Annotated in this window: 21 protein-coding genes; 6 read left to right on the top strand and 15 right to left on the bottom strand. The window is 33.6% G+C overall.

The annotated features are described in order from the left end of the window. Positions 1-164 precede the first annotated feature (164 nt). Positions 165-2759, bottom strand: a complete 2595-nt coding sequence (clpB, locus tag BW939_RS03260) for an ATP-dependent chaperone ClpB (protein WP_076449717.1) — start codon at positions 2757-2759, stop codon at positions 165-167. Between the two features lie 410 nt (positions 2760-3169). On the opposite strand from clpB, the gene BW939_RS03255 reads away from it, so the two are divergent. Next, a complete protein-coding gene (locus tag BW939_RS03255; protein ID WP_076449715.1) occupies positions 3170-3745 on the top strand; it encodes a TetR/AcrR family transcriptional regulator in 576 nt (191 codons plus the stop codon). Positions 3746-3959: 214 nt separating this feature from the next. On the opposite strand, the gene BW939_RS16000 is transcribed toward BW939_RS03255, so the two are convergent. Genes BW939_RS16000 through BW939_RS03240 form a run of 3 tightly spaced genes read right to left on the bottom strand, consistent with a single transcriptional unit; the run spans position 3960 to position 6005 of the window. Then, positions 3960-4046, bottom strand: coding sequence for a glycoside hydrolase domain-containing protein (locus tag BW939_RS16000; protein ID WP_228417113.1), 87 nt, complete (start codon positions 4044-4046; stop codon positions 3960-3962). 10 nt (positions 4047-4056) lie between these two features. Next, the gene (locus tag BW939_RS03245; RefSeq protein ID WP_076449712.1) at positions 4057-4740 is read right to left on the bottom strand and encodes a response regulator transcription factor; all 684 of its coding nucleotides are present in this window, start codon (positions 4738-4740) and stop codon (positions 4057-4059) included. Between the two features lie 17 nt (positions 4741-4757). Then, on the bottom strand, positions 4758-6005 hold the full coding sequence (locus BW939_RS03240) for a sensor histidine kinase (protein ID WP_076449709.1): 1248 nt from the start codon (positions 6003-6005) through the stop codon (positions 4758-4760). A gap of 172 nt (positions 6006-6177) precedes the next feature. On the opposite strand from BW939_RS03240, the gene BW939_RS03235 reads away from it, so the two are divergent. From BW939_RS03235 to BW939_RS03220, 4 genes are all read left to right on the top strand, one after another. Then, positions 6178-6591 carry a DUF1573 domain-containing protein gene (locus BW939_RS03235; protein WP_076449707.1) on the top strand — a complete coding sequence of 138 codons (414 nt, stop codon included), beginning with the start codon at positions 6178-6180 and terminating at the stop codon, positions 6589-6591. A 172-nt stretch (positions 6592-6763) separates the two neighbouring features. Then, positions 6764-7645: an SDR family oxidoreductase gene (locus BW939_RS03230; protein ID WP_076449705.1), complete on the top strand. Its 882-nt coding sequence runs from the start codon at positions 6764-6766 to the stop codon at positions 7643-7645. Positions 7646-7728: 83 nt separating this feature from the next. After that, complete coding sequence (locus BW939_RS03225) at positions 7729-9939, top strand: M1 family metallopeptidase (RefSeq protein WP_076449703.1); 2211 nt, start codon at positions 7729-7731, stop codon at positions 9937-9939. Positions 9940-10068: 129 nt separating this feature from the next. Then, the gene (locus tag BW939_RS03220) at positions 10069-10896 is read left to right on the top strand and encodes an endonuclease/exonuclease/phosphatase family protein (protein WP_076449701.1); all 828 of its coding nucleotides are present in this window, start codon (positions 10069-10071) and stop codon (positions 10894-10896) included. A gap of 29 nt (positions 10897-10925) precedes the next feature. Here BW939_RS03220 and BW939_RS03215 read toward each other — a convergent pair whose 3' ends face one another. The 11 genes from BW939_RS03215 to folE all read right to left on the bottom strand — a co-directional run bounded on the left by BW939_RS03215 (position 10926) and on the right by folE (position 22592). Next, on the bottom strand, positions 10926-11570 hold the full coding sequence (locus tag BW939_RS03215; RefSeq protein WP_076449699.1) for a response regulator transcription factor: 645 nt from the start codon (positions 11568-11570) through the stop codon (positions 10926-10928). A gap of 2 nt (positions 11571-11572) precedes the next feature. Beyond that, positions 11573-12352: a sensor histidine kinase gene (locus BW939_RS03210; protein WP_076449697.1), complete on the bottom strand. Its 780-nt coding sequence runs from the start codon at positions 12350-12352 to the stop codon at positions 11573-11575. Further along, the gene (locus BW939_RS03205; RefSeq protein WP_076449695.1) at positions 12331-12999 is read right to left on the bottom strand and encodes a hypothetical protein; all 669 of its coding nucleotides are present in this window, start codon (positions 12997-12999) and stop codon (positions 12331-12333) included. The genes BW939_RS03210 and BW939_RS03205 overlap by 22 nt, the downstream gene beginning before the upstream one ends. A gap of 14 nt (positions 13000-13013) precedes the next feature. Beyond that, on the bottom strand, positions 13014-13505 hold the full coding sequence (locus BW939_RS03200) for a hypothetical protein (protein WP_076449693.1): 492 nt from the start codon (positions 13503-13505) through the stop codon (positions 13014-13016). Positions 13506-13663: 158 nt separating this feature from the next. Further along, on the bottom strand, positions 13664-14173 hold the full coding sequence (locus tag BW939_RS03195) for a ferritin (protein ID WP_076449691.1): 510 nt from the start codon (positions 14171-14173) through the stop codon (positions 13664-13666). Positions 14174-14360: 187 nt separating this feature from the next. Then, positions 14361-14810 carry a hypothetical protein gene (locus tag BW939_RS03190; protein WP_076449689.1) on the bottom strand — a complete coding sequence of 150 codons (450 nt, stop codon included), beginning with the start codon at positions 14808-14810 and terminating at the stop codon, positions 14361-14363. Positions 14811-14991: 181 nt separating this feature from the next. After that, on the bottom strand, positions 14992-15939 hold the full coding sequence (locus BW939_RS03185) for a hypothetical protein (protein ID WP_185115840.1): 948 nt from the start codon (positions 15937-15939) through the stop codon (positions 14992-14994). 139 nt (positions 15940-16078) lie between these two features. Further along, a complete protein-coding gene (locus BW939_RS03180) occupies positions 16079-18730 on the bottom strand; it encodes a 4-alpha-glucanotransferase (RefSeq protein WP_076449685.1) in 2652 nt (883 codons plus the stop codon). Between the two features lie 128 nt (positions 18731-18858). Continuing rightward, positions 18859-20022 carry a T9SS type A sorting domain-containing protein gene (locus BW939_RS03175; protein ID WP_076449683.1) on the bottom strand — a complete coding sequence of 388 codons (1164 nt, stop codon included), beginning with the start codon at positions 20020-20022 and terminating at the stop codon, positions 18859-18861. A 303-nt stretch (positions 20023-20325) separates the two neighbouring features. Then, the gene (gene cysS / locus BW939_RS03170) at positions 20326-21792 is read right to left on the bottom strand and encodes a cysteine--tRNA ligase (RefSeq protein ID WP_076449682.1); all 1467 of its coding nucleotides are present in this window, start codon (positions 21790-21792) and stop codon (positions 20326-20328) included. Between the two features lie 131 nt (positions 21793-21923). Then, positions 21924-22592: a GTP cyclohydrolase I FolE gene (folE, locus tag BW939_RS03165; protein ID WP_076449681.1), complete on the bottom strand. Its 669-nt coding sequence runs from the start codon at positions 22590-22592 to the stop codon at positions 21924-21926. Between the two features lie 99 nt (positions 22593-22691). Between folE and BW939_RS03160 the strand changes: the two genes are divergently transcribed. Beyond that, positions 22692-23846 (top strand): hypothetical protein, encoded by a 1155-nt coding sequence (locus tag BW939_RS03160; RefSeq protein WP_076449678.1) that lies wholly within the window; start codon positions 22692-22694, stop codon positions 23844-23846. Positions 23847-24049: the final 203 nt, after the last annotated feature.

Below are 24049 nucleotides of genomic sequence, written 5' to 3'. Positions count from 1 at the left end.
TGATTATGCTGATCTAACCGGTTTCAATGAAGAACATATTACGAGGCAAAAAGAGATGTTTACAGAGTTGGAGTAACGTATTATTTTAATGGGAAATAAAAAAATTCCAGGCAAGAACAATGTCTATGTCTGGAATTCTAAAAACTAAATATGAAAAAAAACTATTATTTTTCTGCAGGTCTAAAAACCAACCCTGTCTCTTCAAAATAATCCAGCGTGATTCTGTCGCCGTCATTCACAGTTCCAGCGAGGATTTCTCTTGATAATTTATTTAAAACTTCCTGCTGGATGACTCTTTTCAATGGCCTTGCTCCGAAACTTGGGTCGTAACCTTTGTTGGTCAGATAATCCAAAGCATCCTGCGTTGCGGTCATCATAATATTTCTTTTCAGCAACAAATCGTTGAAACCTCTCAACTGATACTGAACGATTTTTCCAATTTCTTTTTTTCTCAAGGGCTGGAATAATACCGTCTCATCAATCCTATTCAGGAATTCCGGACGAAGTGTTTGTTTCAATAAATCGAAAACCTGAATTTTTGTGTCCGCGACAATTTCATCCTGATTTTCTTCAGTAATATTTTCAAAATTTTCCTGAATGATATGCGAACCCAAATTAGAAGTCATAATGATGATCGAGTTTTTGAAATTCACCACACGGCCTTTATTATCCGTCAATCTTCCATCATCCAAAACTTGTAATAAAGTGTTGAAAACATCGGGATGAGCCTTTTCAATTTCATCTAAAAGCACGACAGAATAAGGTCTTCTGCGAACCGCCTCAGTTAATTGCCCACCTTCATCATAACCCACGTAACCCGGAGGCGCACCGACCAATCTCGACACCGAATGACGTTCCTGATATTCGCTCATATCAATTCTCGTCATATTATTTTCGTCATCAAATAAAAACTCTGCTAAAGCTTTTGCCAACTCGGTTTTCCCGACCCCGGTTGTTCCCAAGAACAAGAATGAACCAATTGGTTTTTTCTCATCGCTCAAACCAGCCCTATTTCTTCTGATCGCATTTGAAACAGCTTCAATAGCTTCTTCCTGACCTACAACTCTGTGATGAAGTTCGGTTTCAAGATGCAATAATTTTTCCCTTTCAGATTGCAGAAGTTTGGTAACAGGAATTCCCGTCCATTTTCCTATAACTTCTGAAATATTGTCTGCAGTTACTTCTTCTTTAATTAATTCATTTTGATGATTTTGCATCTCCAGTTCGAGTTTCTGCAAAGCATCTTCTTTCTCCTTTATTTTCCCGTACTGGATTTCTGCAACTTTTGCGTAGTCTCCCGCTCTGGATGCGCGTTCTGCCTCAATTTTCAGGGATTCAATATCTTTTTTAATGGAGGTAAGATCTTCAGATTTTTGTTTTTCTTTCAGCCATTTGGCGTTGATTTCGTTGCGTTCTTCTGAAATTCTTGAAATATCTTCTTTCAGATGAGTTACTTTAATATCATTTCCTTCCCGTGAGATTGCCGCTAATTCAATCTCCATCTGCATCAGTTTTCTGTCTAGAACATCCAGCTCTTCGGGTTTTGAATTGATTTCCATTCTCAGTTTAGCAGAAGCCTCATCAATTAAGTCTATCGCTTTATCTGGTAAAAAACGGTCTGAAATATACCGCTGAGACATTTCCACGGCTGCAATAATCGCCTCATCTTTGATTCTTACTTTGTGGTGGGCTTCATATTTATCTTTAATTCCTCGCAGGATAGAAATCGCCGATTCTGTATCGGGTTCTTCTACCATCACTTTCTGGAAACGTCTTTCTAACGCTTTATCTTTTTCAAAATATTTTTGATATTCATTTAAAGTGGTTGCTCCAATCGCTCTTAATTCTCCTCTCGCCAAAGCGGGTTTCAGAATATTGGCTGCATCCATAGCACCTTCACCACCTCCGGCTCCCACCAAAGTATGTATTTCATCAATGAAAAGAATAATTTGTCCGTTTGATTTTGTAACCTCGTTAATTACGGATTTCAAACGTTCTTCAAACTCACCTTTGTATTTTGCGCCTGCAATCAACGCTCCCATATCTAAGGAATACAAGGTTTTATCCTGCAAATTTTCGGGGATATCTCCGCTGATAATTCTGTGGGCAATTCCCTCTGCTATTGCCGTTTTACCAACGCCAGGTTCACCAATCAAAATCGGATTGTTTTTGGTTCTTCTGGAAAGAATTTGCAAAACCCTTCTTATTTCTTCATCACGACCAATTACAGGATCCAATTTGCCTTCTGCAGCGAGTTCGTTAAAATTTTTGGCATATTTATTCAAAGACTGATACGTTTCTTCCGAACTTGCAGAATTGGCTTTCGAGCCTTTTCTAAGTTCTTTAATTCCGCCTTCCAAAAGACTTTTAGTAACACCCATATCTTTCAGCATTTTTGAAACCTCAGAATTCACATCCAGTAGAGAAAGCCACAGATGTTCGATGGTTACAAACTCGTCACCCATTCTTTTAGCGATGTTTGGCGCATCCAGCAAAACTTTGTTTGCAGATTGAGAAAGGTAGATGTTTCCGCCTTGTACTTTCGGAAGTTTATCTAAATTACCTCTGTTTCGTTCTCTCACAAGAGCGGCATCTGCTTCAGATTTTTTCAGTAAGAAAGGCGATATATTTTCATCCGTCCGGAAAATCCCTTCCAAAAGGTGTTGAGGTTCTATTTGCTGGTTCCCAAATTCCATAGCCACTTGTTGTGCAGCTTGAATGGCTTCCTGTGATTTTACGGTATATTGGTTTAAGTTCATATTTTTTTATAATTGATGGTTAATAAATAATAATTGATTTTAAAATTGCATCAAATTTTGTTTAATTTTTTAGTGTTGAAGAATGATTTTAATTGTTTTTAAAAAACATTAAGAACTTAAGTTTATCAGGTTTAAATTCTTAACGTTTATCAATCATTTAATTCTGAAACCAATACAGCAAAAAGCGATCAATTGTTTATTTTATAATAAAATCGGTCAAAATTTCCGAATTTAATATTTACAATTCATCAAATAAAGACAAAATTTCCGTTTTTAATGAAAATTAAAAAAAATAAATCACCTAAGTTCGGTTGTTCAAAATTTAACTTACTTCTGAAAATGGAGTATTAAAAAATCACTCATCAAAAAGAATAGATTTAATTTGAGAATATTTACTTTTGTAGACACGCATGGAACTGAAAGAAAAACAACAGAGAATATTAGAAGTAGCCATTGAGCTTTTTAAAGAAAAAGGTTATCCGGCAAGTTCTGTAAGGGATTTAGCTACTAAACTGAACATCAAGGCAGCATCTTTGTATGCACACATCCGCTCGAAAGAAGAAATTTTAGAATGGATTTGTTTTGGTGTGGCTCAGGAGTTTTTTGATGAGCTTCAGGTCATTAAAACCACCAATCTTCCACCAAAAGAAAAACTCAATCTTTTTATTGACAAACACCTTTCGATTGTTTTAAAAAACCGCGATGTAACTCACATTTATTCAAACGAATGGAAGCATCTTGATGAAAGATTAACAGAATTTGTGGAATTAAGAAAAAACTATCAGCAAGAAGTAGAGCAATTGATTTCTGAAATTTACATCGCAGAAAACTGGGAGCTGAAATCTACTACTTTTACCACGAGATTTATTCTGCATACTTTAAACAATTCTTATTTTTGGTTTAAAAGAAATACAGAAACTACAGATGAAATCAATAAAGAAATCAAAGAAAAACTGCTGTACGGCTTACTTGGTAGAAATAAGTAGATTATTTATTTGCTTTTAGAGTCTTATAAAAAGTTAGTTTTCCAGCATTCATAATATCAGAATGTTTTAAAGTAAAATTTTCAATTTATTTTCCGTTGAGAGCAACTTTCTGCACATAAACACATTTTTACCCTTGGTAAACAGCATCAATTTCAAACCGTTTTCCGCTTTCTAAATTTAAAATTGTGCTATCAACAGACGGACTTCCAATTGCTTAATTTTTGGATCCCAGCGCAACCAGATAAAAGCCCCCAGAATTTAAAATATACCACGCTCTCATTTGACCTGCATCGTCATTTATCTCTACGCTTTCACTCTTTTACAGCGAACCGAAATCCTATTCCGTGGACATTTTCAATCCAGATTTGCTCTTCATCAGCAAAAACTTTGCGTAGTCTCGAAATAAAAACATCCAAACTTCTTCCCATAAAATAATCATCATCTCCCCAAATTGCCTTCAAAATATCTTGCCTCTTCAAAACGGTATTTTTGTGAGTGATAAAATAAAAAAGCAATTCAGACTCTCGCTGAGTGAGTGTAATTGTAATTTCAGAGTTTTTTAAAGTGTAATTTTTCGGATCAAAATCATATTTTCCAGCTTTATATTTTGACGGATTTGCTTCTACTTTCTTTGAACGTTTGAGGAAAATTTCAATCTTCAAAATCAATTCCTCTATACTGAAAGGTTTTACGAGGTAATCATCTGCACCAATTCTTAAACCTTTAATTCTATCTTCTTTTAATGCTTTTGCTGAGATAAAAATAATAGGTATTTCAGAATTTTCTCCGCGAATTTTCTCCGCCAACTCAAAACCATTGATTTCGGGCATCATAATATCCAACAGGCAAATATCAAAACTTTCTTTTTTAAAGGCATCCAAAGCCGCTCTTCCGTTAGAAAAATGGCTTATTTGATAATAATTTTCAAGACTATCCTGAATCAGAAATGCAATTGTTTCATCATCTTCTGCATATAAAATTTTAGATTTATTCATTATTAACACTTAAAAAATCACATTGGAATAAACAACGTTGTAGTAATCCCCTGATCTTTATTATTTTCTACTAAAATCTTCCAATGGTGTTGGCGCACCACCTTTTTCACATAAAAAAGTCCTAATCCGAAACCATTAATCTCATTATGTTTCTTAGAAATCACTCTGTAAAATTTATCAAAAATCTGAGGAATATTTTTCTCAGGAATTCCTATTCCATTGTCTTTAAATTTTAAATATAAGCCTTTTGTATCTTTTACAGAAAAAATTCTGATTTCTGGTGAAGATTCGCAGTACTTAATTGAGTTGTCTAAGATATTATAAACGATATTCGTAAAGTGAAATTCATCCGCCGTTATCGTGATATTTTTTTCAATTTCTAAATTTATCACCAGATTTTCACTTTTTTGCCTGAGGGTTTCTGCAATCTCTTCAATAAAGGGAAGCAATCGTATCTTTTTGGGCTTTAATAACAATCCAGACTCATCGTTTTTAGCTACATTGAGGATCTTTTCTATGTGATTATTCAGTTTAATACTTTGATTAACAATAATTGAAGTATAGGTCTGTAATTTCGGATTTTCTTTCACCGATTCTTGTTTATTTAAAGCTTCTGTCGCTAAAAGTATTGATGAAAGCGGAGTTTTGAACTCATGGGTCATATTATTGATAAAATCTCTCTGTAATTCTGAGAATTTTTTCTGCTGAATAATTGTATAAATTGAATAAACATATACCAAAAGTATGATAATTAAAGCAAAAGTAAGTAAATACCAAAACCTAAGAGAACTGATTAAATAGGTCGCTTTGTCTGGAAAACGAATAGAAAAATAATAGGTGAGATTTTCATGTTTAGGAAAATTGATTTTTTTAAGCTCAGACTGCTTGGTTTCTGGAGTTATGTATTTTCCGTAAATCATTTTGTCACTATGGCAATTGTAGACGGCGTAAACATAATTGGTATTTATCTGAAGGCGCGTAAATTCTGTTTTTAGATAATATTCTAAAACATCAGGATGAAATTCATTGTTGATATTAACCACATAATAATCATTGGCAATATTCTGTACGGGGTTTTTTGCGAATGACGTTTCTCCTCCAGAAAGTTTTTCTACCACTTCACTCAAAGCAATATTTACTGTTTGATTAAATTTTTTATCCTCCAGATTATATGCCTGTCTGGTCCACAAAAGCTGAGCAATCAAAATTCCTACAATGGCGACAAGCCCCAAAGTGATGATAATATTAAGTTTCTTTATTTCCATTTTGTGAAACAATATTATCTAAAAAAATCAATAATATTTTATCATTAACAACTCGTTAACAAATTTTTGAAAACGATTAACAATAAATAAGAATTTGTGTAGTAAATTTGTTACATCAAGAAAAACAATCGTATTAATTGATTTTTTACTATCAACAATAAAATTTATATTTATGAAAAAACTAAAAATCTCTGCTGTTTTGGCTGTTTTGGCATTCTCATCAATCTATGCTGAAGTTTTGCCCGTAGCAAACAATGCAATCGTAACTGTAATCGCAGATGCAATCAAATGGAAATCAGAATCTATTGATGTTGGAAACATTCCGCAAGGAAAACCAAAATTAATTAGATTTGAATTGACTAACACATCTACTAAGCCTGTAATCATAGAAAATGTAGCGCCTGCATGTGGATGTACAACTGCTGATTATACAAAAACTCCTATCCTACCAGGTAAAAAAGGATTTGTAGAAGCTAGCTATAACGCAGCAACTACAGGTTCTTTTATTAAAACCGTAACTGTAACAACAAGCGATAGCAAAACTCCAAAAACACTTTCATTTAAAGGAACTGTTGTAGGAGCTTAATTGTCTATTAATTTTTAAATATCAACCTTGTAATTGTTTTGCAAGGTTTTTTTTATGCTTTACTTCATTTAAAATTTAAGCTTCTATCAAGAATAATTATTTACAACATCATTTATTTTAGAATTTTGAACCTTTTCCGTTCAATATTCATTATTTTTAAAAAAAATAAAATATGAATCTTTATACACAACCCATGTTACGTGAAGGGGCTTTGAAAGATAAAGTTGCCATCGTTACTGGTGGCGGAAGCGGACTTGGAAAAGCTATGACAAAATATTTCCTTGAATTGGGAGCAAAAGTAGTGATCACCTCTAGAAATTTAGAAAAATTACTACTTACAGCCAAAGAATTAGAAACGGAAACCAACGGAAAAGTTCTTTGCATCGCTTGTGACGTAAGAAATTGGGACGAAGTAGAAGCCATGAAAGAAGCCACATTAAAAGAATTTGGCAAAATCGACATCCTTCTCAACAACGCGGCCGGAAATTTTATCTCGCCTACCGAAAGATTGACTCACTCTGCATTTGATTCTATTTTAGATATTGTTTTAAAAGGAACAAAAAACTGCACACTTTCAATCGGTAAACATTGGATTGATTCTAAAACATCGGGAACAGTTCTAAATATAGTGACCACTTATGCATGGACCGGCTCTGCCTATGTTGTTCCATCCGCTTGTGCAAAAGCAGGAGTTTTGGCCATGACAAGAAGTCTTGCAGTAGAATGGGCTAAATACGGAATCCGTTTCAATGCCATTGCACCAGGCCCCTTCCCTACCAAAGGAGCTTGGGACAGATTGCTTCCAGGAGATTTGCAGGAAAAATTTGATATGAGAAAAAAAGTACCATTGAGAAGAGTTGGAGAACATCAGGAGTTGGCTAATCTTGCAGCCTATATGGTCTCAGATTACTCAGCTTACATGAACGGGGAAGTTGTTACCATTGACGGCGGCGAATGGCTTCAAGGCGCTGGAGAATTTAATATGCTAGAAGATATTCCGCAAGAAATGTGGGATGCTTTGGAAGCAATGATTAAAGCAAAAAAATCAAACTAATATTATTTCGACACATTTACGTCAGAATTTGTAACGATTACACGATTTTTTTTACTCATCATTTTAAATTAAACCTTTTCCAGATGAATCTTAAATTCCCTACAAAAATTTTTGTTGCTACTGTTTTTGCAGTTTCTTCTCATTTTTCTGCTCAGGAAGCAATAAAAGAATCTCCAAAATACGATTTCGTGGAGGCTTTTAAACCATTTTTTTATCCTCAAACGGGTACAGAAACAAGATCGGCAAGCGGACAACCCGGTCATGCCTATTGGCAGAACTCTGCAGATTACAAACTAGACATCAAACTAGACGAAAAAAAGAATGAGCTTACAGGAACCGCAGAAATTTTATACACCAACAACAGCCCAGATCAATTAGGATTCTTGTGGTTGCAGTTGGATCAGAATTTATTTTCAAAAGACTCTAGAGGAAATTCTGTAGTTCCTTTATCTGGAAGTAGAAATGGATCTCACGGAGAAACTTTTGAAGGAGGATACAAAATTAAATCTGTTTCTTACGATGGTAAAACCGTAAAATACACAATTAACGATACCAGAATGCAGATTGACCTTCCACTACATCTTGCAGCAAAAGGGGGAAAAGCAAAAATTAAAATTGAATATTCATTTGTTTCTCCAAAGTACGGCTCAGACCGTATGGGAATTGAGGAAAGCAAAAACGGAAAGATCTACACTATCGCTCAATGGTACCCTAGAATGTGTGTTTATGATGACGTAATGGGCTGGAACACCCTTCCGTACCTTGGTGCATCTGAATTTTATTTGGAATACGGAGATATTACTGCGAATATTACCGTTCCTGCGAATCATTATGTGGTAGCGTCAGGAGAACTTTTAAACTCAAAAGAAGTATATTCTAAAGAGGAAAATGACCGTTGGGAACAAGCGAGAAACTCTGATAAAACGGTAATGATCAGAAAAGAATCTGAAATAAAAAAAGGCCAGGATTCGGGTACAAAAACTTGGAAATTTAAAATCAATCAAACGAGAGATTTCGCATGGGCATCTTCTTCAGCATTTGTTCTAGACGCAGCTAAAATCAATCTTCCAAGTGGAAAAAAATCTATCGCTATCTCTGCCTATCCTGTGGAAAGTGCGGGCGATAAAGCCTGGGGAAGATCTACAGAATACACCAAAGCATCTATCGAACATTATTCTAAAAAATGGTATGAATACACTTATCCTGCAGCAACCAATGTTGCCGGAAATGAAGGCGGCATGGAGTATCCTGGAATTGTTTTTTGCCACATGGATTCTAAAGGTGAAAGCCTTTGGGGTGTAACAGATCACGAATTTGGGCACAACTGGTTCCCGATGATTGTAGGATCAAACGAAAGACTATTTGCTTGGATGGACGAAGGTTTCAACACATTCATCAATGAACTTTCAACTGAAGCATTCAACAACGGAGAGTATTATCAGAAGAAAAATATCGCTCAATCTGGCGCCTTTTTGATGAATGACAGTTTCGAGCCAATTATGGTGGGACCAGATAATATGAAAGAAAGAAATATTGGAATTTTAGCTTACTATAAACCAGGTCTAGGCCTAGGTGTTTTACGTGAGTCTATCCTCGGTCCTGAAAAATTTGATAAAGCTTTCAAAACTTACATAGATAGATGGGCTTTCAAACATCCAACTCCTTGGGATTTCTTTCATACAATGGAAAATGTTTCCGGTGAGGAACTCAACTGGTTCTGGAGAGGCTGGTTTATCAATAAATGGAAGATAGATCAGGGTATAAAATCAGTAAAATATGTAAACGGAGACTATAAAAATGGTGCTCAGATTACTATTGAAAATCTGGGCCAATTACCTATGCCTACCACGGTTCAGCTTAAATTTAAAGATGGCAGCAACCAGATTGCAAAACTTCCGGTAGAGGTTTGGAAGAGAAATACAGAATGGACTTTTAAAGTAGATTCTTCTAAAGAGATAAGCGAAGTAAAGATTGATCCAAACAGTGAAATTCCGGATATCAACTTAAAAAACAACAGCTGGAGTTCTTCTCAAGCAAGTACTGCTGAGAAAATTAACCCTAAAGATTTCATTGGAACTTTTGGCAGCAAAGAAATGCCTTTAAAAATAGTTTTAACAGAAAAAAGCGGACAACTTTACGCTCAAGCAACTGGGCAACAAGCATTTCCACTAGAATATTCTGGAGATAACAAGTTTACTTTTGAGCAAGCTCAAATAGAAATCACTTTCAGTAAAGACAAAAAATCTTTCACCATCGGACAAGGCGGGAAAGATGTGAAATTTACGAAAGAGTAATTTTTTATTCAATAATCAAAACTCCGGTATCTTCCGGAGTTTTTTTTGCTTTATATTTAATAGTAAAATAATTTATTCTGAAACCCAATATTCGTAATGAAATTATATTTTTGTTTTAAATTTAAAAATATGAAAAATATTCTCACTTTTTTTTCTGTTTTAAGCTTTTCGTTTGCATTTTGTCAGGATTTAAAAGTAATATCATTCAATATAAGACTTAATTTAGAATCTGACTTAGAAAATGCTTGGCCAAAAAGAAAAGCAGAGGCATTGGGACTTCTAGAATATTATCATCCGGATTTCTTCGGGATTCAGGAAGCTTTACCCGAACAAATAAAAGATATAAAAACGGTTTTACAAAACTATAATTTCGTAGGCGTTGGAAGAGATGACGGCAAAGAAAAAGGCGAATTTTCGGCGATATTTTATGATACTTTGAAACTGAAAATTGTAAAATCCGGAACATTCTGGCTTTCTGAAACACCCGAAAAACCTTCCAAAGGATGGGATGCTGCTCTTAACAGAATTTGCACTTATGCAATATTTAAAGATTTAAAATCTAAGAAAGAATTTTTGGCAATGAATATTCATTTTGATCATGTAGGAAAAACTGCAAGAGTAAAATCTTCCGATCTCATTTTGAAAAAAGCGCAGGAATTAAACCCTAATAACCTCCCAATAGTATTGACCGGGGATTTTAACTTAACAGAAGATACCGAACCGATAAAAATATTATCTCAAAATCTTAAAGACACTTTTTATCATTCAGAAAAGAAACATTATGGTCCCATAGCTACGTTTACGGGTTTTAATATTAATGAACTTCCAAAAGATAGAATTGATTATATTTTTGTGAAAGGTTTCAAAATTAAATCTCACCGCCATATCAATGATAGAAGAGAAAATCTTCTTTACCCTTCAGATCATTTTCCTGTTTTTTCAACATTAAGTTTTTAAAAAAATACTACTGTTGAAGGACAGCGTTTTTATGTTTCGGCAAAACCATTTTTTATGGCAAAAATAGCCAGACCAACACGTGTTTTCAGATCAAACCTTTCGCAAAGTTGATCTCTGTAACTTTCAACAGTTCTGGGGCTACAGCTCATCTCTAGCGCAATGGCTTTGTAACTAAGTTCTGTTACGGTGTAACGAAGAAACTCTCTTTCCCGTTCGGAAATTTTTAATTCTTTATCATTTTTAGAATCGGCATTCATACTAGAGAAAATAACCTTAGAAGCCCAATCCGGATAGAAAAATCCTTCGCTTGAAAGTTTTTTAAGGGCAAATTCAAGGTCTTTTGGGTGGGTGTTTTTTAGAAGATAGCCTTTTGCTCCGTTTTTTATCATTTTAATAACACTTTTATCATCATCCTGCATACTGAGAGCCATTACTTTGATGTCGGGATAATTCTCTTTAAGCCAAAGAACAGTTTCAAAGCCGTTCATCACAGGCATACTGATGTCCAAAAGTATAATCTCAGGAATTCTGCGGTTTGCCGCAAATTTATCAATGAGATCCTGCCCGTTTTCTGCACAGTAAATCACTTCAAAATCAGTAAAATGATCAATAATACCCTCGAGTGCTTTTGCTATAAGAATATGATCGTCTACAAGAACAATTGTTTTTTTCATGGTTATTTTTTTAAAACAATGTTAAGCGAAGTTCCAATATTTTTTTCACTTTTGAAAGTAAAATCTGCCCCAATCATTTCTGCCCTATTTTTCATATTGCCAAGCCCAATTCCGGATGAATTTACTACTTCAGTATCAAAACCTTTACCGTCATCTTTGATATTAAGTTCCCACAGATTATTTTCGTTTGTATTCAGATTTATAAAAACATTTGTACATCCGGAATGCTTCATGCTATTTTGAATGAACTCTTGTATAATTCTAAGCACAACTGTTTTATGTTTGAAATTTAAATCTAAATCATAAAAATTATATTCAAAATTTACTTTACATTTTTTTATTGCATTGGCAGCATTGACCTCATCCTCGATCAGCTCTACAATTTTGTTGTGACTTATTTTATTATCAGTTAGCGATTTAGACAAACTCCGTAGATCATCAATAGAATGATTAATGATTTGTGAAACCTGTTCTATTCTTTCGTTGACGTCGGGCACCTTATTCTCATGAAGAAGCTGTTGCGTATAAAGACTTACCAGCGTGAGTTTTTGACCTATATTATCATGAAGTTCTCTCCCAATTTGCTTCATCGTAGATTCTTGTATTTCGAGCTGAGTAGCGAGAAGTTCTTTCTGATGAATTTCGTTTTTCATTTGAATTTCAACAAGATATTCCTTTTTCCTTTGCTTATACTTTCTGATGTATACCATAATGGCTACAATAAAACCTAAGAAGAAAATATTGAAGAGTATAACGGTTATTAAGAGTTCTGTTTTTTCCATACATCAGCATTTTCTTTTCCTAGAATAAATGAAACTGCAAATAAAACATACATTACAATACCTGAAATCTGAAAGTAAATATAGTAAATACTAAACAAATCTTTGAGCTCTGCAAAGAGACTCCAAAATGATAACAAAGGCAATGTACCGATGTAGAATACGGTAACCCCCCAATTGATGTAAAACATTCTATTGTCGCTAAAATTAAGAATATCCGAAGAATTCACCTGCCTGTAATACTCTAAAACAACAAGATACAATAGAAAAAGAGAACCCAAGGTATAATTAAGTGAAAAAACAATTTTCTTTGAGCTGAAAAATAATTCGTGTGGAATAAACGACAATAGATACAAAGCAGATAATATGTAAAAAAGTTTTGGCTTTCTAAAAGATTTTGCTGCATATAGCCAATAAAAAAAGATGAACTCTCCTGGAATCACAAGATAATTATAAAACCGAACTTTATTATCTCTAGAAAACACTCCTTGTTCTCCTAAAGTTTCACTTATAAAAATAAGAATAAGATATATTGCAAAATATTTCCAATAGGTGTTTTTCAATCGTGGCAGATACAATAATCCTATCAAGGCTGCTAAAGCCTCGCTACCGTAATAAATATGACTTAAAATATCCCGAAAAAAATCCATCTACTTTATTTGTTTTAATATAATTCTCCTTCGCAAGAATCTGGAGGTGCAAGACTGCCATGATTTTGAGCCATTGCTTTCGTTGTTACTAACGCCAATCTTTTATCTGAAGAATTAATGAGTGGATTGTAATCATAATGTACGATTTCACCAACAGAATTCTCCTGCTTTTTTGTTGGAATCATTATAAGTGTATGCAGTTTAAGATATTCATTTTTAACACTTATGTCTTCTAGATTTTCTGGATAAGCTGCATAGTACATTCTCACTCCCAAATCTGCATCAATTACTGAAGCATCTGCATTACGAGCCAGATTTTCCACATCTGCAATAAATTTTTTAAGAGTTGGGAGATCAAACCATATAGAATGTGCATCTTCCAAACCCAAATTATCGGCAGTGCACTGGAGTTGATTACTTCTATATTGTGCCACAGCAGCTCTTATGAAATCTACACTCAGGCTGTTTGCTCCGTTTCTTTCTATTGAATCAAATTCTTGTCCCATGATATTAGTTAGTTTTTACAAAATTGAAAAAAAAATATCAATACCTAAACGTATTTTCCCTAAATCCTTACCGTATTTTTACGGTGATATTGTAAATAATAAAAACATACCCCAAAAACACAATGTTTTTGGGGTATGTATAGTAAATAAATCTACTTTTAAGCAGTTGCGTCTGGCGTAAATTTTCTTGTTGCCAATTCTTGATCAAACAAATATAGCGCTGAAGGATTATCACAAACCATTTTAATTTTAGTAACATACTGTGAAGCACTTGCTTCCTCTTCAACCTGCTCATTGATAAACCACTGGAGGAAAGAAGTTGTAGCAAAATCACCTTCATCGTTGGCATTTTTTACTATATTGAAAATACTTCTCGTTACTTTCTTTTCATGCTCCAAAGCTTTCTCAAAGATGTCTGTAGCATTAGAAAATTCGTGTGGTGGTTTTGCAATTTCACCGATGATGATTTGTCCACCAACATCGTTTAGATAATCAAACATTTTATCTGCATGCATCAATTCTTCTTTGCTTTGAACTCTGAAGTAATTTGCAATCCCATCAAGATCTATAGCAGAAAACCATGCAGACATTGAGAGATAATATTGAGCAGCATATTGCTCGTGAGCTATTTGTTCATTTATAAGTTGTGCAATTTTTTCGCTTACCATAATTTTTAATTTAACTTCAAATTTACGCAATATAAGGCGGTCTGTAAAATGATGAAAGAAATTTAAGTTTAGATTAGATAAAAATTACAACTCACATGCTCCTTTCAATCAAAAAATAATACATAAGAAAAGCGGAAATAAATTTCCGCTCTTACCTCACATTAAAAAATCTAAACTATGAACTCAATTATCTTATAGGCTCCAGTTGCTGTTTCATTGGCTTGTGGTGAGTTCTTTCGCCATTTTTTCTACTTTTCATTGCCGTTCTTCTCTGCTCCATCTTTGCATTTCTTTCGGCTTCCCATTTTTTGTATTGTTCAGGATTTAAGATGCTTTTCATTTCTTGATTCGTTTGTTCTCTTTTATCTTTCATTTCCTTCATTTTAGCCATTCTCCTGTCTTTATTTTTATCGAAATCAGCTTTTCTTTCTGCTCTTTTCTTTTCATGAAGTGCTTGCACTTTTGCTACCTGATCTTTCGATAAATTCAAATCTTTTTGCATTTTATCCAAATGATTCTTTTCTCTCTGCTGCATTTCAGCTCTTTTAGCTTCTTTCTGTTCTTGTGTATGATTTTGTTGAGCCATTGCCAAACTTCCAAATCCTACTAACGCTACTGATAAGATTAATTTTTTCATTTTATTAAAGGTTTAATTAATTATTTTCTATTGGTTTGATGTGAAATTAATTTAAAAGTTAAAAATTAATTTTACAAAAAATGTTAAACTTAATTAACAATACCTCACCCATAATATAAAATAAAAAAAGAGTAGATAAAAAATCTACTCTCTACACCACTCAAATATAATATATGAAAAACTAATTTCCTGCTAAACGAGTTCTAAACCCTCCGCTCCTTTCTCCGCCTCCAGAACTTCTTGTTCCTGGTGTACCTTCGCTGCGCTGAGGTCTAGATTCGCCACCACTTCTAAAGCCTCCACCTGATCTTGGGCTACTATTTTCGTTTCTTGGTTGACCGCTTTCACTTCTGAATCCACCGCTTCTAGGCTGCGTACTTTCTACTCTTGGCTGAGTGTTCTCATTTCTGAAACCACCATTACTGCGAGGTTGTGAACTGCTGTTATCTCTGAAACCTCCGTTTCTAGGTCTTGTTCCTGAATTACTGTTGTCTCTAAACCCTACTTCTGAATTGTTTCTAAAACCTGAGCCTCTTACTACATTTAAAGTTGGATTTACTGTTCTTCTGAACTCTGATCTATTTACTTTATAAATATTGATATTTACATTTCTATATCTTGGCATTACAGTAAATCTCGGGCTATAATAAGATCTTCTGTAATTCTGAAAATATAAAACGGGTCTGTTTCCTCTGTAATAATTATTCTGAAAAACCACAAAGACTCTTGGGCCCATGATTCTTTCTAAAGCGTAGAATCTATCATAATACCATCTATCCGGATTATAGCTGTAGAAATTATTCCATGTAGAAAAATTACTGTACAGACTATTCAAATAAAGAATCTGATCGATTTGCCATCTAGACAATCTATTTTGTGCAAAAAACACATTCCAGTTGATATTACTTACCGAGTTTCTGTAATCGTTATAATAACTTTGGTAATAATCTTGCGGATAATAATCTTGCGGATAGTTGTAGTAATAATCATCTGGGAAATAATTTTGATCGTCATCATCACTGTAATATCCGTCAGAGTAGCCATTATCTCCGTATCCATTGTTCGGATATTGCTGGGCCATCAAAAAAGAAGCAAATCCCAAAGCAAATCCCAAAAGTATTTTTTTCATTTCTATAATCATTAATTGGTTTATAATATTTTGAATCTCTCAATTCTATCTTTTGGATATAGGAAAAAAAAAGAAGTTAAACCTTTCGATAAAACTTCTTTTAAATTTAAATTAAGTATTTGATAATCAATTGTTAAATTTACAACCTTCCGCTATCTTCAATCCATTTTTTTATCTTTTCATTGAAATTTTCTGCTTTATGGAGTTCTTCAATATTTAAATGCATTCTATACCTCCAATAGTGAGGAAAAACGGCAGGATTATTAATTCTTTCAATATCTAGATTTGGATTAGAAAGCGTTTCTTCGGTCGCTAAAAACTCTTGAATCGGGAATATCGCCAACATTGCATCGTTGTACAAATGCTGTTTTATAATAATTTCAGCTAAATCTGGCATCAGATTTTCCGGAGCTTCCCCATATTGATTAAGTTGCTGATTATAATACTTTTGCGTGAGAGCAGAATCCTCTTTCCACCATTGTCTTAAGGTAGAACTATCGTGAGAAGAAGCGGTTACCACATTCATATAATCTGCTATTTTAGGGTTATAAAAAGGTATATTTTCAGAAGGCATTCTCTGTACCTTGAGAGCTATGATTGCAAGTTCATCCATTACTACAGGAACACAATCTGGTACGAGACCAAGATCTTCTCCGCAAATCAACATTTCTGTAGCATTTAGAATAACAGGAAGTTTTTCCATTGCCTGTGCGTACCATAAGCCATCTTGTCTTTTGAAGAAATAATCATGATAAAGATTATAAATAATACGTTTTTCACCATCTGAAAGAAACTGATAAGATTCTGTTTTATAAATATTAAACCTTGGATGATATACTGTTTCTCTATCTTTTTCTTCTGTTAAAAACAAAACATTTGCTGCCAAAGAAATTAGTTGCTCTGTAAATTCTGTATTTTCATCATTCTTAAAATGATTTGAAATTTTTCTTTGCGTATCAAATTGAGGTTTAAAATAATAAGTTTGATCAGAATTTATATCTAAATATTCCAAAGCACTATCTTCGTTTTCTCCAAAATATTTGTTTAAAATCTCATCATTGATAAATGGTTTACAGTAACGATTAAAATCAAATGGAAGATGAAGCTTTTTAAACTCATCCTCGGTAATGGGCATAGCAGGATAAAAATACCCCAAAATTCCTTGTGTTGCCGAAATCGGCATTCTCCATATTCTGAAAAAACCAAGAATATGATCTATCCTCATTGCATCAAAATATTGCTCTAATGCTTTGAATCTGTTTTTCCACCATTGGTATCCGTCATTTTTCATCGCTTCCCAATTATAAGTCGGGAACTCCCAGTTTTGCCCCAAATCTGTAAATTGATCTGGCGGTGCACCCGCTTGGAAATCCATACCAAAAAGTTCAGGCTCAGTCCAAGCCTCGACTGAATAACGATAAATTCCGATAGGCAAATCTCCTTTGATTGAGATTCCTAAACCATGCATATAATCAACAGCATCTTTCAACTGTTTATGAAGCTGAAATTGAACCCAAGAATGAAGCATTACCGCCTCATAGTCTTTATTTTTGATGGTAAAAAGCTGAGAAATTTTCCCTGCAATGTATTTTTTATGGGTTTTCCATTCTCCGAAATTAGGCGTTTTGTACTTATCTCTCAAAACACAAAATGCAGAATAAGGAACTAGCCAAGTTTCGTTATCTTTAATAAATTTCTTGAAATTTCTATCTTTAAAAATGTTTTCTTTTTGCTCCTCAAAAACCTGTTTTATAAATTTCCATTTTCCAGAAATCATTTTTTCGTAATCGATGAGGTTAAGAGTATTAAGCTCATCTTTTTGAGCGTTGTATTCTTCAACTAAATTCTTCGGCAATACATAATCTAGTTTTTCTAAAGATAGGTATTGTGGGTGCAATGCATAAACAGAAACTGCTGCATACGGATAAGAATCTGTCCATGTGTAGTTTGCGGTTGTATCATTAATTGGCAATATTTGAATAATTCCCAAACCTGTTGCCTTATTCCAGTCTGCCAGTATTTTAAGATCAGGAAATTCACCAACTCCGAAACCATCTTCTGTTCGCAGAGAAAATACAGGAACCGCAACTCCTGCATCGTGGTACATTTGATAAGATTTAAACTTAAAATAATGGTCTGAAACAATATGAAGTACCTCTTTATTAGAATTTGGATAAACCAATCTGTTTGCTCCAGATTCTACATCAATCACTTTCTTTTCAACTGTATCGTAAATACAATACTTGTATTCTACAGGATAATTTTCAGGAATTTCTACCGAAGCTTCCCAAACACCGAAATCGGTTTGAGAAAAAATAATTACCTTATCATAGCTCCAACTGCCAAGAGATTCTGAACTTCCAAAAAGCACAATTTTCCAGTTGGAATGATAAATTGGAGCAAAAATTTTGAAAAGGTGGGTATGTTTTTTTAGAATACTGTTTTTTTCAGGCTTAAAACCCGTAAGCTTATTCTTTAAGATCTTATTGGTAAGATAATTTTCCGGAAAATTTTTCTTGTTCCAAACATCAATGATTACAAATTCTTTGTATGTATGTGGAAAAGATAATTGATGACCTACATCTTCTACAGCAACCGTAGTATTTTCTTCATTTTTCACCAAATATTTATAGCTTATATCTTTAGAAAAGTGATCTACCTCTGCCTTCCAAACTCCAAAATCCGAAGGCTGCATTTGATGATCCTGCGCTTCTTGTCCATTGGTAATTACTGAAACAAACAAACTTTCACCCTTTTTTGTGATATATCTTACGCTGAAATATAATTTCATCTCTATATTTTTTGCTAAAAATAGTGTTTTATAAGTTAAAAATAAGGGTTTTTTGCATCAATTATTCATTAAAAAAGCCTTTCAAATAAAATCTGAAAGGCAAATATATCCAAATGACAAAATTTTTTTTACTTTGTTTTCAACACTTTTTTAGTAGCTATAATTTTTCCTGTATTATCAAAAACACTTACCAAATAAGCCCCTTGAAAAAGAGTAGACAATTCTATTCTTTCATTAAGATTTCCATCTTTTATTGATAATTTTTTACTCAAAACATTTTTACCGGAAAGATCAAAAATCTCAACTTTTATATTGCCTTTTATCTTTGTTTGATTCAAATTAACATAAATAAAATCCTCATCAATCCTTGTAGGATAAATTTCCGCATTGATTGAAGGAGCTCCAATAGCTTTTCTATCGTTCAAAAAATATTTACTCGCCAGATCATAAATATGAAGATTGGTTTCTCCGGCAAGTTGTTTTGCTTCCAGGCTTTCGAAATTCACTTCATACAAAGCATTTCCTTTGGCACTTGCTACAAGTATTTTACCTTTAGAATTTACAGCCACTCCGTTTACAGAATAATTTTCTGGAAGCCCTGATATTTTACCTAAAAAGTAAGCTTGAAGACTTTTAGAGGAAATTTTAAATGCATTTCCTGAGGCCGAAAAAACGTAGAAATTACCTTCTGCATCTGAAATCATATCACCTCCGAAACCTGTTTCCATAGATGTAAATGAGTTTTTGCCATTGGAAGCAGCATCTTTCACAATGCCTAAATCTGCAACAGCATACTGACCGTCTTTTTTCGAAATCTGTAGCAACTGTGTTCCTGCATTATTCAATGCATAAATGGCTCCGTCGTAGCCTAATGTCATTCTTGTAAAATGAGAATTAACGTCACAAGATGTCACTTTTGCTACATTATTTTCAACAAGAGTAATTTGTTTTGTATTCTGATTTAAAACATAGATATTTGATGAAAACATAGGCATATAAACAAGATTTTCTTGTGAAGAATCCGTTGCCAGCGCAGCGAGATTCATTGCTTGTGCATTTCCGTAAGAATTTCTGTCTTCAGTAATTTTCATTCTTGAATTTTGCGAAAATACTTCAGATGGCGTCACTGATGTGAAAATCTGTGTTGTTGAACTTCCATCTGCATTCATCATGCGGATATCATTGAACTCAATTCTTGGAGAATCTTTCCCTGCCAATGCAAATAAGTCTTGCTGTGCATGGATTGTATTTCCTAGAAATAATAAGATAATAGGGAATAAATGTCGTTTCATATAGAGAGATTTAGGTTGGTAATTGTTTTAGTCTTACTAAGTTAAACATTTTTTAATTTCAAAATAAAAAAATGTGATTTAAATTACTCATACGTAATGCTCAAAAAAATCCAGACGTATTAACCCAATAAATTTGATGTGTGATTTAGCAAAGTTAGACGTCTGAATATTAAGATTAATACCAATCAATTTATTGTATGATGTAAATAATGTAGTTATCAAACTATTTACTGTGTTAAATTATAAACACAAAAAACTCCCACTAAGTGAGAGTTTTCAGTATAATTTTATTTGATTTAAAATTTAATTTAAAACATAAGAAGTTCCATCTCTTCCATCTTTCAGCTCAATACCTTCAGCCAAAAGTTTGTCTCTGATTTGGTCTGAAAGTTCAAAATTCTTAGATTTTCTTGCCTGATTTCTCAATTCAATTAAAACCTGTAGAGTTTGGTCTAGCTTCTCATTGTTGTTTTCTTCAATTGCCTGAAGTCCCAAAACATCGAATATCAAAGCGTTCAACGTTGATTTTAAATCTGCCAAATCTTCTGTAGAAACTGTTTCTTTTTCATCTTTTAAAGCAAAAATAAATTTCACGGCTTCAAACAAATGGGCAATCAAAACCGGAGAGTTGAAATCATCTGTCAACGCATCATAAGCTTTAGTTTTCCATTCTTTTAGGTTATAACCAGATTCTTTTTTATCATCTGGGATGATTGAATTTAAAGCTTTCATCGCTTCCATTAATCTTGTGAAACCTTTTTCGCTTGCCATCATTGCATCATTAGAAATATCTAAAACACTTCTGTAATGTGCTTGCAAAAAGCAGAAACGAACAATGGTAGGATGAAAAGGTTTTTCGAAAAAATCGTTTTCTCCCGAAACCAATTGTTTAGGTAAAATATAATTTCCGGTCGATTTGCTCATACGCTGGGAATTCATCGTCAACATATTGGCGTGCATCCAGTAATTTACGGGTTCTACATCATTGCAAGCTTTTCCTTGTGCAATCTCACATTCATGATGTGGGAATTTCAAATCCATTCCACCTCCGTGAATGTCGAATTTATCTCCCAAATATTTCGTACTCATTGCCGTACATTCAAGATGCCATCCGGGAAAACCTTCTCCCCAAGGCGAATTCCAACGCATGATGTGAGCCGGAGAAGCTTTTTTCCATAAAGCAAAATCCTGTGGATTTTTCTTTTCTCCCTGTCCGTCTAGATCTCTGGTATTGGCAAAAAGTTCTTCGATATTACGTTTTGACAGTTCACCGTAGTTCAAACCTTTTTTATTGTATTCTAAAACATCAAAATAAACCGAGCCGTTGCTTTCGTAAGCAAAACCTTTTTCGATTAACTTTTGAGTCAATTCAATTTGTTCCACGATATGACCGGTTGCTGTAGGTTCAATATTGGGAGGAAGAAGATTAAACATTTCCAGAACTTTATGAAAATCGACAGTATATTTTTGCACGATTTCCATTGGTTCTAATTTTTCAAGACGAGTTTGCTTAACGAATCTGTCGTTATTCACGTCTCCATCGTCAGTGAGGTGACCCGCATCAGTAATATTTCTTACATATCTTACTTTGTAGCCCAAATGTATTAAACTTCTGTAAATAAAATCGAAAGAAAGGAAAGTTCTCACATTTCCCAAATGCACATTGCTGTAAACCGTAGGTCCACAAACGTACATCCCGACATTATTTTCGTGAATTGGATTGAATATTTCTTTCTCCGCTGTAAGCGAATTGTATATTTTTAGTTGCATTATTTATAAATGATGATTGATAATTGATGATTGATTTTTAAATTAATTCAAGAAAAATCAGCAACAACAAATAATTGTCATTACAAAAATCTTATTTGAAACTTTTTTAAATTTTATCATTATTCTAAATATTAATAATCCAATTTCGCATGGCTTCCTACATAATGTAGAAATTCTTGTCTTGTAATAGGATTGGTTCTGAAAATCCCGCTTAATTCTGCGGTGATTGTAGAACTTGCGGTATCTTTTATTCCTCTGCAATTCACACAAAGATGTTTTGCATCAATGATGCATGCTACATTTTGAGTTCCCAACGCTTCTTTCAAGGCATCCACAATCTGCATGGTTAATCTTTCCTGAACCTGTGGTCTTTTTGCGTAATAATCTACAATTCTGTTAATTTTTGAAAGACCAATCACATCACCATTCGATATATAAGCAACATGCGCTCTTCCTATAATCGGTAGAAAGTGATGTTCACAGAATGAGTACACAGTAATATCCTTTTCCACCAACATTTGTCGGTATTTGTATTTATTTGAAAATGTAGAAATTCCGGGTTTATTTTCTGGAAGTAACCCTCCGAAAATTTCGTTTACATACATTTTCGCAACTCTTTTAGGAGAATCCTTTAATGAATCATCGGTCATATCAAGGCCTAAAGTTTCCATGATTTCTCCGAAAAGTTGGGTAATTTTTTCTATTTTTTCCTGTGGCGATTTCTCAAAAGCATCTTCACGAATCGGCGTATGGTCTTTTCCTGTGAAAATATCATCATCGTTATCGGTAAAATCAACCATTTTTATTTATTTTGCAACAAAAATACGGATAAAATTTATTCTACATTTTAATTTAAACCTAAATTGAATTACCTTTCCCATCTAATAGTCTAAAAAAATATGGTCATTGCAGAAGAAGTTTTGAATATCAAGCAAAAAAAAGAATTTTTGGAGTTTCCCGCGAGACTTTATAAGAATGACAAAGCATACATTCGGCCTTTAGATAAAGATATTGAATTCGTTTTTGATCCTCAGAAAAATAAGTTTTTTGAAAACGGAAAATGCAAACGGTTTTTATTTTTAAATGAAAATGGCGAAACTGTAGGAAAGGTTGCCGCGTTTCATCATCAAAAATACCTTCAGAATCAACCCACCGGTGGAATTGGTTTTTTCGATTGCATCAACGATCAGGAAACCGCCAATTTCATCTTCGATTTCTGTAAAAACTTCCTTCAATCGATTGGAATGGAAGCAATGGATGGGCCTATTAATTTTGGAGAAAGAGATAAATTTTGGGGCGTTTTAATTGATGGTTTCACTCCGCCTTTATACGGAATGAATTATAATTTTCCATATTACAAAGATTTATTAGAAAACTACGGTTTTCAGGTTTATTATGACATGCTTTGTTTTAGCCGTAAAGCCCATGCTCCCACTTCTAGAATTTTCAACATTATGCATGCAAAGCATAGTAAAAATGAAAATATCTCTGCAAAACCGGTTACTAAAAAACAAATCAACAATTTTGCAGAAGATTTTTTTGAACTTTACAATAAAACTTGGGAAAGTCATGGTGGTGGAAAACAGATGAATTTGAAAGAGGTTAAAAATATGTTTAACAGTATGAAACCTGTAATGAATGAACATATTGCGTGGTTTGCCTATGACAATAACAAACCCATTGCGATGTGGATTAACATTCCTGATCTTAATCAATGGTTTAAATATCTAAATGGGAAATTCGGTTTTTTAGACAAGCTTAAATTTCTTTATTATAAGGCGACAAAAACCAATACCAAATTTGTAGGATTAATTTTCGGTGTTGTACCAGAGTGGCAAAACAAAGGCGTGGAAGGTTATCTTATCGTAGAAGCAGCGAAGCATTTTCAGGTAGATACAGATTTTATTGATTTTGAAATGCAGTGGATTGGCGATTTTAATCCTAAAATGCTGGGTCTTGCAAAACATTTGGAGACTGAAGTAACAAGAAAACTAGCGACGTACCGATATTTATTTGACCGAAATAAGGAGTTTGAGAGACACCCAATGGTTTAAGAGCGTGTTTAAAAATGATTAAAAAACAAATTTTCAAGGCATTTTTCTTTTCCTCAACCCTAAAGGGTGGAAAAATGCCTTGAAAATTTCATCAAAATTAACTCCCTTTAGGGTTGGGGAAATTAATTTTGATGAAATTTAAACGGACTCTAAAAATTTATGATATAAAAAAGCCTTGTTAAAACAAGGCTTTACTTTCAAAT

The organism is Chryseobacterium piscicola (genome assembly GCF_900156685.1).
GTDB classification, from domain to species: domain Bacteria; phylum Bacteroidota; class Bacteroidia; order Flavobacteriales; family Weeksellaceae; genus Chryseobacterium; species Chryseobacterium piscicola.
The sequence above is the reverse complement of the archived record's forward strand: the minus strand, read 5'-3'. Positions and strand labels throughout refer to the sequence as shown.